At 62.4% G+C, this 11,059-nt stretch carries 7 protein-coding genes; 3 read left to right on the top strand and 4 right to left on the bottom strand.

All coding sequences use genetic code 11. The features are described from left to right. The first annotated feature begins 111 nt into the window (after positions 1-111). The 3 genes from gltB (at position 112) to hemE (ending at position 7,288) form a co-directional block, all read left to right on the top strand. Entirely contained in the window at positions 112-4,560 is a 4,449-nt protein-coding gene (gene gltB, locus TMS3_RS05300) for a glutamate synthase large subunit (RefSeq protein ID WP_025164215.1), read from the top strand. 33 nt (positions 4,561-4,593) lie between these two features. Then, positions 4,594-6,012, top strand: coding sequence for an FAD-dependent oxidoreductase (locus tag TMS3_RS05305; RefSeq protein WP_025164216.1), 1,419 nt, complete (start codon positions 4,594-4,596; stop codon positions 6,010-6,012). Between the two features lie 208 nt (positions 6,013-6,220). Further along, entirely contained in the window at positions 6,221-7,288 is a 1,068-nt protein-coding gene (gene hemE / locus TMS3_RS05310) for a uroporphyrinogen decarboxylase (RefSeq protein WP_025164217.1), read from the top strand. Between the two features lie 42 nt (positions 7,289-7,330). On the opposite strand, the gene TMS3_RS05315 is transcribed toward hemE, so the two are convergent. From TMS3_RS05315 to fabG, 4 genes are read right to left on the bottom strand one after another with little or no spacing between them, the layout of a single operon-like run. Beyond that, the gene (locus tag TMS3_RS05315) at positions 7,331-8,587 is read right to left on the bottom strand and encodes a serine hydrolase domain-containing protein (protein WP_200929596.1); all 1,257 of its coding nucleotides are present in this window, start codon (positions 8,585-8,587) and stop codon (positions 7,331-7,333) included. A gap of 40 nt (positions 8,588-8,627) precedes the next feature. Then, positions 8,628-9,020, bottom strand: a complete 393-nt coding sequence (locus TMS3_RS05320; RefSeq protein ID WP_025164219.1) for a hypothetical protein — start codon at positions 9,018-9,020, stop codon at positions 8,628-8,630. Between the two features lie 37 nt (positions 9,021-9,057). Next, entirely contained in the window at positions 9,058-10,293 is a 1,236-nt protein-coding gene (locus tag TMS3_RS05325) for a beta-ketoacyl-ACP synthase (RefSeq protein ID WP_043301770.1), read from the bottom strand. Beyond that, on the bottom strand, positions 10,293-11,021 hold the full coding sequence (fabG, locus tag TMS3_RS05330; RefSeq protein ID WP_025164221.1) for a 3-oxoacyl-ACP reductase FabG: 729 nt from the start codon (positions 11,019-11,021) through the stop codon (positions 10,293-10,295). The genes TMS3_RS05325 and fabG overlap by 1 nt, the downstream gene beginning before the upstream one ends. Positions 11,022-11,059 lie beyond the last annotated feature (38 nt).

The raw sequence follows: 11,059 nt of genomic DNA on the forward strand, positions 1-11,059 counted from the left end.
CAATAACCTCCCTTTTGCCTGCGCAAAGCTGAGGCTTTGCTCTGCGCGCACGGTAAGTAACTGAATTATAAGCAATTTGCCTTGTTAAAAGGCTGCCTGGTGAGAGTCCCTATGAAAGCAGGTTTGTACCATCCTGATGAGTTCAAGGATAACTGCGGCTTCGGCCTGATTGCCCATATGCAGGGCGAGGCGAGCCATCACCTGCTGCAGACCGCTATTGAAGCGCTGACATGCATGACCCACCGCGGTGGGATCAACGCCGATGGCAAGACCGGTGATGGTTGTGGTTTGTTGATCCAGAAGCCCGATGTCTTTCTGCGCGCCGTGGCTCAGGAGCATTTCTCCGTCGAACTGGCGCAACAATATGCCGTTGGCATGGTGTTCTTTAATCAGGACGCCGATAAAGCCGAGGCCGCTCGCGAGAACATGAATCGTGAGATTTTGGCTGCCGGTCTGAAACTGGTTGGCTGGCGCAAGGTGCCGATCGACACTAGCGTCCTCGGCCGCCTGGCCCTGGAGCGGCTGCCGCAGATTGAGCAAGTGTTCATCGAAGGCGATGATCTCAGCGACCAGGAGTTCGCGATCAAGCTGTTCAGCGCTCGTCGCCGCTCTTCGGTGACCAATGCGGCTGATAGCGAGCACTACATCTGCAGCTTCTCGCACAAGACCATCATCTATAAAGGCCTGATGATGCCGGCCGATTTGCAGCAGTTCTACCCCGATCTGGGTGACGAGCGCTTGCAGACGGCCATCTGCGTATTCCACCAGCGTTTCTCCACGAATACCCTGCCGAAGTGGCCACTGGCGCAGCCTTTCCGCTTTCTTGCGCATAACGGTGAGATCAATACCATCACCGGCAACCGCAACTGGGCTCAGGCCCGGCGTACCAAATTCGCCAACGACTTGATCGGGGATCTGGATGAACTGGGCCCGCTGGTCAACCGTGTAGGCTCCGACTCTTCGAGTATGGACAACATGCTTGAACTGATGGTCACCGGTGGTATCGACCTGTTCCGCGGTGTACGCATGATCGTTCCGCCCGCCTGGCAGAATGTCGACACCATGGACGCGGACCTGCGGGCCTTCTACGAGTACAACTCCATGCACATGGAGCCGTGGGACGGTCCGGCCGGCGTGGTGCTGACCGATGGCCGCCATGCCGTCTGCCTGCTCGATCGCAACGGTCTGCGTCCGGCGCGTTGGGTGACCACCAAGAACGGTTACATCACCCTCGCCTCGGAAATCGGCGTGTGGGGCTACCAGCCAGAGGACGTGATTGCCAAGGGCCGGGTTGGTCCTGGGCAGATTCTGGCGGTGGATACCGAAACCGGTCAGGTGCTGAGCACCGATGATATCGACAACCGCCTGAAGTCGCGGCACCCCTATAAGCAGTGGCTACGCAAGAATGCTCTGCGTATTCAGGCGACCATGGAAGATAACGACCATGGTTCGGCGTTCTACGATGCCGATCAGCTCAAGCAATACATGAAGATGTACCAGGTCACCTTCGAGGAGCGTGATCAGGTACTGCGGCCGTTGGCCGAACAGGGCCAGGAAGCTGTCGGCTCTATGGGTGACGACACGCCGATGGCGGTGCTGTCACAGCGCGTGCGTTCGCCCTATGACTACTTCCGCCAGCAGTTCGCGCAGGTCACCAACCCGCCGATCGATCCGCTGCGTGAAGCCATTGTCATGTCGCTCGAGGTCTGCCTCGGTGCCGAGCGCAATATCTTCGATGAGTCGCCGGCGCATGCCACGCGGGTCATCCTCAGCTCGCCGATCATTTCCCCGGCCAAATGGCGGACCCTGCTGAACCTCGAAACACCTGGCTTCGAGCGGCAGATCATCGACCTCAACTACGAGGAGTCGATGGGCCTGGAAAATGCGGTGCGCAATATCGCCGATCAGGCCGAAGAAGCCGTGCGCGGTGGCAAAGTGCTGCTGGTGCTTAGCGATCGTCACATCGCCCCGGGCAAATTGCCGGTGCATGCCGCTTTGGCTGTCGGGGCGGTGCATCACCGTCTGGTGGAAAAAGGCCTGCGCTGCGATTGCAACATCCTGGTCGAGACGGCTACTGCGCGTGATCCGCATCACTATGCCGTGCTGCTCGGTTTTGGCGCCTCGGCGGTCTATCCGTTCCTGGCGTATGAAGTGCTGGGTGATCTGATCCGTACCGGCGAAGTGCTCGGCGATCTGTATGAAGTATTCAAGAATTATCGCAAAGGCATCACCAAGGGATTGTTGAAGATCCTCTCGAAGATGGGCATCTCCACGGCTGCCTCTTACCGCGGTGCGCAGTTGTTCGAGGCCATCGGTCTGTCCGATGAGGTGGTCGACCTGAGCTTCCGTGGCGTACCGAGCCGGATCAAGGGCGCGCGTTTCGTCGATCTCGAGGCGGAACAGAAGCTGCTGGCCAATGAAGCTTGGAGCGCCCGCAAGCCGATCCAGCAAGGTGGTCTGCTCAAGTTCGTCTACGGTGGCGAGTACCACGCCTACAATCCGGATGTGGTCAGTACCCTGCAGGCTGCTGTACAGCAGGGCAGCTACGAGAAGTACAAGGAATACAGTGCACTGGTCGACACCCGTCCGGTATCGATGATCCGCGACCTGCTCAAGCTCAAGTTGGCCGAGCAGCCATTGAGCCTCGACCAGGTCGAGCCGATGGCGGCGATTCTCCAGCGCTTCGACTCCGCGGGTATCTCGCTCGGCGCCTTGTCGCCGGAAGCCCACGAGGCGATCGCCGAGGCAATGAACCGGCTGGGCGCGCGCTCCAACTCCGGTGAGGGCGGTGAAGACCCGGCCCGTTATGGCACCGTGCGCAGTTCGAAGATCAAGCAGGTGGCAACTGGTCGTTTCGGTGTGACGCCGGAGTACCTGGTCAACGCCGAAGTGCTGCAGATCAAGGTGGCCCAAGGCGCCAAGCCCGGTGAGGGCGGGCAGTTACCGGGAGGCAAGGTCAATGGTCTGATCGCCAAGCTGCGCTACGCGGTGCCGGGCGTGACCCTGATCTCGCCGCCGCCGCACCATGACATCTATTCGATCGAGGATCTTGCGCAGCTGATCTATGACCTCAAGCAGGTCAATCCGGCGGCGCTGGTCTCGGTCAAGCTGGTTTCGGAAGCCGGTGTCGGCACTATCGCCGCCGGTGTGGCCAAAGCCTATGCCGACCTGATCACCATCTCCGGTTACGACGGTGGCACTGGCGCTTCGCCGTTGAGTTCGATCAAATACGCCGGTGCGCCGTGGGAACTGGGCCTGGCCGAGACCCACCAGACCCTGCGTGGCAACGATTTGCGCGGCAAGGTACGGGTGCAGACCGACGGTGGTTTGAAGACCGGCCTCGACGTGATCAAGGCCGCCATCCTCGGTGCCGAGAGCTTCGGTTTCGGTACCGCGCCGATGATTGCCCTGGGCTGCAAATACCTGCGCATCTGCCACTTGAACAACTGCGCCACCGGTGTCGCCACGCAGAATGAAAAACTGCGTAAGGACCACTACATCGGCACGGTCGACATGGTGGTGAACTTCTTCACCTACGTCGCCGAAGAGACCCGTGAGTGGCTGGCCAAACTCGGCGTGAGCAGTCTCGGCGAGTTGATCGGGCGTACCGACCTGCTCGAAGTATTGCCGGGCGAAACCGCCAAGCAGAACCAGCTGGATCTCAGTCCGCTGCTGGGCAGCGAGCATATTCCGGCCGACAAGCCGCAGTTCTGTGAAGTTGAGAAGAACCCGCCGTTCGACCAGGGCCTGTTGGCCGAGAAAATGGTCGAGTTGGCCAAGCCGGCAATCGATGCAGCCAGTGGTGGCGAATTCGCCCTGGATATTTGCAACTGCGACCGCTCCATCGGCGCGCGGGTGTCCGGCGAAATTGCCCGTGTGCATGGCAACAAAGGCATGGCCAAGGCGCCGATCACCTTCCGCTTCAAGGGCAGTGCCGGGCAGAGCTTTGGTGTGTGGAACGCCGGTGGCCTGAACCTGTATCTGGATGGCGACGCCAACGACTATGTGGGCAAAGGCATGGCCGGTGGCAAGCTGGTCATCGTGCCGCCAGCCGGCAGCCCGTTCAAGACCCAGGACAGCGCCATCATCGGCAACACCTGCCTGTATGGCGCCACCGGCGGCAGACTGTTTGCCGCGGGTACCGCCGGTGAGCGCTTTGCTGTACGTAACTCCGGTGCGCATACTGTGGTCGAAGGGACTGGCGACCATTGCTGCGAATACATGACCGGCGGCTTCGTCTGCGTGCTGGGTAAGACCGGCTACAACTTCGGCTCGGGCATGACCGGTGGCTTCGCTTACGTGCTCGACCAGGACAACAGTTTCGTTGACCGGGTCAACCACGAGTTGGTGGAGATCCAGCGCATCAGCGGCGAGGCCATGGAGTCTTATCGCAGCCACTTGCAGCGTGTGCTTGCCGAGTACGTACAGGAGACGTCCAGCGAATGGGGGCAAAACCTCCTGGAAAACCTGGACGACTACCTGCGTAAATTCTGGTTGGTCAAACCCAAGGCCGCGAGCCTGAAGTCGCTGCTCTCCAGCACCCGTGCCAACCCGCAATAATGCGCGCCTGCAGTAGTTTGATGAGGTTTTGAAATGACTGAACGTCTTAATAACGACTTCCAGTTCATCGAGGTCGGGCGCAAAGACCCGAAGAAGAAGCTGTTGCGTCAACGCAAGAAGGAGTTCGTCGAAATCTACGAACCCTTCAAGCCTGCACAAGCGGCCGACCAGGCACACCGCTGCCTGGGCTGCGGCAACCCCTATTGCGAATGGAAGTGCCCGGTGCACAACTTCATTCCCAACTGGCTGAAGCTGGTCTCCGAAGGCAACATCCTGGCGGCGGCGGAACTGTCGCACCAGACCAATACCCTGCCGGAAGTCTGCGGTCGGGTGTGTCCGCAGGACCGTCTGTGCGAGGGTGCCTGTACCCTCAATGATGGTTTCGGTGCGGTGACCATCGGCTCGGTGGAGAAATACATCACCGACACCGCCTTCGCCATGGGCTGGCGCCCGGACATGTCCAAGGTCAAGCCGACCGGCAAGCGTGTTGCGGTGATCGGTGCCGGCCCGGCCGGTCTCGGCTGTGCCGACGTACTGGTGCGCGGCGGCGTGACTCCGGTGGTGTTCGACAAGAACCCGGAGATCGGCGGCCTGCTGACCTTCGGTATTCCCGAATTCAAGCTGGAAAAGAGCGTATTGAGCCATCGCCGCGAAGTCTTCAGCGGCATGGGCATCGAGTTCCGCCTGAATACCGAAATCGGCAAGGACGTGACCATGGAGCAATTGCTCGATGAGTACGATGCCGTCTTCATGGGCATGGGCACCTACACCTATATGAAGGGCGGTTTCCCCGGCGAAGACCTGCCTGGCGTGTATGACGCTCTGGACTTCCTGGTCGCCAACGTTAATCGCAACCTCGGTTTCGAGAAGGCGCCGGAAGACTTCATCGACATGCGCGGCAAGAAGATTGTGGTGCTGGGCGGTGGCGACACGGCGATGGACTGCAATCGCACCTCGATCCGCCAGGGCGCCAAAGCGGTGACCTGCGCCTATCGTCGCGACGAAGAGAACATGCCTGGCTCGCGCAAAGAGGTGAAGAACGCCAAGGAGGAGGGGGTCAGCTTCCTCTTCAATCGTCAGCCCATCGCCATCGTCGGCGAGGACAGGGTGGAAGGCGTCAAAGTGGTCGAAACCCGCCTTGGCGAGCCGGATGCCCGTGGCCGTCGTGTCCCCGAGCCGATCCCCGGTTCCGAGGAGATCATTCCGGCCGAAGCCGTGCTGATCGCCTTTGGCTTCCGTCCGAGCCCGGCCCCCTGGTTCGAGCAGTTCGAGATCCAGACCGACAGCCAAGGCCGTGTAGTCGCACCGGAGCAGAGCACCTTCAAGCACCAGACCAGCAACCCGAAGATTTTCGCCGGTGGCGACATGGTGCGTGGTTCCGACCTGGTGGTGACGGCGATCTTCGAGGGGCGTAACGCCGCCGAAGGCATCCTCGACTATCTCGGCGTGTAGGCTGGGTAGAGCCGTCTTTTCGGCGAAACCCAGCGGCGCCGGCTGCTATGGCTGGGTTTCGCTACGCTCTACGCCAGCCTACCCAGCGAGACCAACCGGGACAAATCGTCGCGGTGGATGAAAGGCACGGCACTCGCCGTGCCTTTTGCCGTGCGCTCTGCGAAAATGCCCCCACTTTTTGCTGACTGAATTCTCAGGAACACTGCCCATGACCGCCCTGAAGAACGATCGCTTCCTGCGTGCCCTGCTCAAGCAACCCGTCGACGTCACCCCGGTGTGGATGATGCGTCAGGCCGGTCGCTACCTGCCGGAGTACCGCGCCAGCCGGGCCAAGGCCGGTGATTTCATGAGCCTGATGATGAACCCCGAGTTCGCCTGCGAGGTGACCCTGCAGCCACTGGATCGTTATCCACAGTTGGATGCGGCGATCCTCTTCTCCGATATCCTCACAATTCCCCATGCCATGGGCCAGGGCCTGTACTTCGAGACCGGCGAAGGGCCGCGCTTCAAGAAGGTGATCAGCAGCCTGGCCGATATCGAGGCGCTGCCGATCCCCGATCCGCAGCAGGACCTGGGTTATGTGATGGACGCGGTGCGCACCATTCGTCGCGAGCTGAATGGCCGGGTGCCGCTGATCGGTTTTTCCGGCAGCCCCTGGACCCTGGCCACCTATATGGTCGAGGGCGGTTCCTCCAAGGACTTCCGCAAGTCCAAGGCCATGCTTTACGACAACCCGCAGGCCATGCACTTGCTGCTCGACAAGCTGGCGCAGTCGGTCATCAGCTACCTCAATGGGCAGATCGAGGCCGGTGCGCAAGCCGTGCAGATCTTCGATACCTGGGGCGGTAACCTGTCGTCGGCGGCCTACCAGGAATTCTCCCTGGCCTACATGCAGAAGATCGTCGACGGGTTGATCCGCGAGCGTGACGGGCGCAAGGTGCCGGTGATCCTGTTCACCAAGAACGGCGGCCTGTGGCTGGAGTCGATGGCCGCCACCGGCGCCGATGCCCTGGGCCTGGACTGGAGCTGCGACATCGGCGAGGCGCGCCGGCGGGTCGGTGAGCAGGTCAGCCTGCAAGGCAACATGGACCCCACGGTGCTCTACGCCAAGCCGGCGGCCATCCGCGCCGAAGTCGCGCGCATCCTGGCCAGCTACGGCCAGGGTAACGGCCATGTGTTCAATCTCGGCCATGGCATTACCCCGGAGGTCGACCCGGCGCATGCCGCTGCCTTCCTCGAGGCGGTGCACGAACTGTCGACTGCCTATCACGCCTGAGCCGGCGCACTGGGGTAAACAGGGTCGCCGCTGCGGCCCTGCTTATTTCTGGCCGATAGCCGGCAAGCTGGCGCTGCGCTGCATATCCAGCGCGCCGGCCATGCGCAGCAACAGCGTGTGGCCGACGTCGTTGTCCCAGTTGAAGCTGTTCTGCAGCACCACCACGGCGGTATTGTGTCGGCTGTCCAGGCCCAGATAGCTGGAGTAGCCGGCGACCAGACCGACCTGATAGGTGATGGTCTGGGCGCCGAGGTCATCGGCAATCCAGGCCACTGCGGCTGCTTCTTTCTGGCGCTTGACCCGTACCTGCAAAGTGTCCTGCAGGGCCGCATCCATCTTGGCATCAGCGCTGCCGTACAGATGCGCCGCCGCGTAACTGAGCAGGTCATCGGCATTCGAATAGAGTGCGGCCGTGCCATGCAGGATGTCGGTGAACTGCCAGTCGGGCACCGGCTGCCCGCGGCGAATGAACTTGGGTTGGTCGCCGGCATGGCCACGCGCCCGCTGGGGGTAGCCCGGCAGGTGCTGCGCCAGATAGTCGGTGTTGCTCAAGCCGAGCGGTGCGGCGACCCTGGCCTGCAGCAGTTCATCGATTTTCTCGCCGCTGTGCAACTCCAGTACATGGCTGAGCAGACCATAACCGATGTTCGAGTACTGCGGCTCGAGCCGCTCGGGGCGTTCGAAGTCGGCCAGGTAGTCGAGCAGGTAGCGGCGATCAAAGTGCCGGTAAAAGCTGTTGCCGGTGAACAGGTATTCGATGAAGTAGCGTAGCGTCTGTGGGGTCATGGGCTGACGCGGCAGGCCCGAGGTGTGGGTGGCCAGCTGCAGCAGGGTGATCTGCTTGGCGTCGTCACTGAGTGCGCTGCCGGCGGGCAGCAGCTGTTCGAGGGTGTCGCCCCAGCGCAGCGTGCCGTCCTGCACCAGCAAGGCGGCGATGTCGCCGACAAAACCTTTACTCAGTGAGCCGACGGCGAACAAGGTACTGCCGTCCGGCTTGCTGCCAGTGAGTTGGTCGGTCACGCCGTAACCGAAGAAGTGTTTCTTTCCATCGGCGTCGAGTACGCCGATCACGATGCCAGGGGTATGCCGCGAGTCGATCAGCGGTTGGGCCAGGGCGTCGATCTCGGCCTGCAGGTCACCGCTACGGGCCAGGCGCTGCGCCTGCTGGTCAGTAGGGTCGACCTGCAGGCGCGACAGGGTACCGCAGGCCGACAGCGCCGACAGCGCCAGCAGAGTCAGAGCATAAACCAGGACTTTGCCTAACCAGCGCGGATGCAACGCGGGACTACTGGAGCACACGGCGATACCTAGGGTTGCTGAAAGGGCGGCACGGCGGCGCTTAAGGCTGGCCCAGGCTCTGGGCTTGCAGTTCCTGGAGGATGTCGTTGCGCAGGTTGTCGACCCAGCGGTTGTAGTTGCGGTGGATCTTGCCGTCCTGCTGATCGAGGCCCCAGCTGTCGCGGTATTGGATGGCGAACTGGCTGGCGCTGTAAGGGATGCTGATTTCTGCGTGATGGCGACCGCGTTGGGTGATTTCTGCCAGAATGTCGATCGGGCTGACGCGTTGCACCAGCCACTCGCGTTTGTTCAGGGCGCGGACAATGGCCTGCTGCATGTCGGCGCTGCTGCGCACGCTGGAGCCGGGGACTGTTTGCTGAATGTTTTCGATGGGCTTGCTGGTGCAGCCAACCAGGGCGCTCAGGGTGAGGGACAGCAGGAGTGCACGGAGCATGGGGGAGTTTCCTTTCTCGGGTGGATAGACGGTGGTTTCACTGCCAGCGGCGGAAGATCAGCGAGGTGTTGACCCCACCGAAGGCGAAGTTGTTGTTCATCACGTACTGGTTGCTCATCGAGCGAAACTCGCCGCGCAGGTAGTCCAGTTCGGCGCAGGCCGGGTCGACTTGGTCCAGGTTGAGGGTATGCACGTACTGGTCGCGGTTCATCATCTCGATGCTGAACCAAGACTCCAGCGCACCGCAGGCGCCCAGGGTGTGGCCGAAGAAGCTCTTCTGCGAGCTGATCGGCATGCGCGCACCGAACAGGTTGCTGGTGGCCAGGGTCTCGGCGACATCGCCTTGCTCGGTGGCGGTGCCGTGACCGTTGACATAGCCGATGGCGGCGGGCGCCAGCTCGGCGTCCTCCAGGGCCAGCTGCATGGCGCGGCGCATGGTCGTGTGTTCCGGCTTGGTGGTGTGCTGGCCGTCGGCGTTGCTGCCGAAACCGACGATCTCGGCGTGGATGGTCGCCCCGCGCGCCAGGGCGTGCTCGAGCTCTTCCAGCACCAGGATGCCGGCGCCTTCGCCGATCACCAGGCCGTCGCGGCCGCTGTCGTAGGGCCGTGGTGACGACTGCGGGGTGTCGTTCTTCAGGCTGGTGGCGTACAGGGCGTCGAATACCATGGCCTCGGTCGGGCACAGCTCCTCGGCGCCACCGGCGAGCATCAGCGGCAGGCGGCCGAACTTGATTGCCTCGTAGGCGTAGCCGATGCCCTGGCTGCCGCTGGTGCAGGCGCTGGAGGTGGGGATCAGGCGGCCGGTGAGGCCGAAGAAGATGCTGATATTCGCCGCCGTGGTGTGCGGCATCATGCGCACGTAGGAGTTGGCGTTGAGGCCATCGGCCACCGAATTGAGCAGCATGTTGCCGAATGCCTTGATCTCGTCGGTGCTGCCGGTGGACGAGCCGCAGGCCACGCCCATGCGCCCATCGCGGATCGATGCGTCGCCGAGCAGACCGGCATCGGCCAGCGCGCGTTCGGCGGCGTAGACCGCCAGCTTGGACACCCGGCCCATGCTGCGCAGCTGCTTGCGGGTCCAGTGCTTGGGCACCGCGAAGTCGTCGATCGGCCCGCCCAGGCGGGTATTCAGCTCGGCGAAGCGATCCCATTCGTGCATGTAGCGGATACCGCTGCGATTGCTGCGAAAAGCCGACTCGATGCTCGGCCAGTCGTTGCCCAGCGAGGTGATGCCGGCCATGCCGGTGACTACTACGCGTTTGACGCCACTCATCAACATAACCCGCCATTCACCGCGAGGACCTGACGGGTGATATAGGCCGCCTCCTCGGACATCAGAAAATTCACCGCGCCGGCCACTTCCTCGGGGGTGCCCATGCGCTGCGCCGGGATCATCTTGAGGATTTCCCCGACCGGCACCTGCTCGTCGAGCATTTCGGTGTCGATCAAGCCGGGGGCCACGCAGTTGACCGTGATCCTGCGCTTGCCCAGCTCGATGGCCAGGGCCTTGGCGGCGCCTATCACGCCGGCCTTGGAGGCGCTGTAGTTGACCTGGCCACGGTTGCCGATCATCCCTGACACCGAGGTGATGCAGACGATGCGCCCTGGCTTGCGCCGGCGGATCATCGGCATGCTCAGCGGCTGCAGGACGTTGTAGAAACCGTCGAGGTTGGTGCGCATGACCAGGTCCCAATCGTCTTCGCTGAGCGCCGGAAAGGCGCCGTCGCGGGTCAGGCCGGCGTTACACACCACACCGTAGTAGGCGCCATGGGCCTCGACGTCGGCTTCCAGCTGTTCGCGACAGGCGCTGCGTTCGGCTACATCGAACTGCAGGATGCGCGCCTGGCGGCCGAGGGCCTCGATCTGCGCTTGCACGGCCTGAGCCTCGTCACGGCGCGAGCGGCAATGCAGGACGATATCGAAGCCGGCCTGGGCCAGGCGCAGGGCAATGGCACGGCCGATGCCCCGGCTGGAGCCGGTCACCAGGATGGTGTCAGTCATGGGTAATGTCTCAATGCTGTGGCGCGCGGCTGTTCAGC

Origin of the sequence: Pseudomonas taeanensis MS-3 (assembly GCF_000498575.2) — a bacterium.
Lineage (GTDB): Bacteria > Pseudomonadota > Gammaproteobacteria > Pseudomonadales > Pseudomonadaceae > Aquipseudomonas > Aquipseudomonas taeanensis.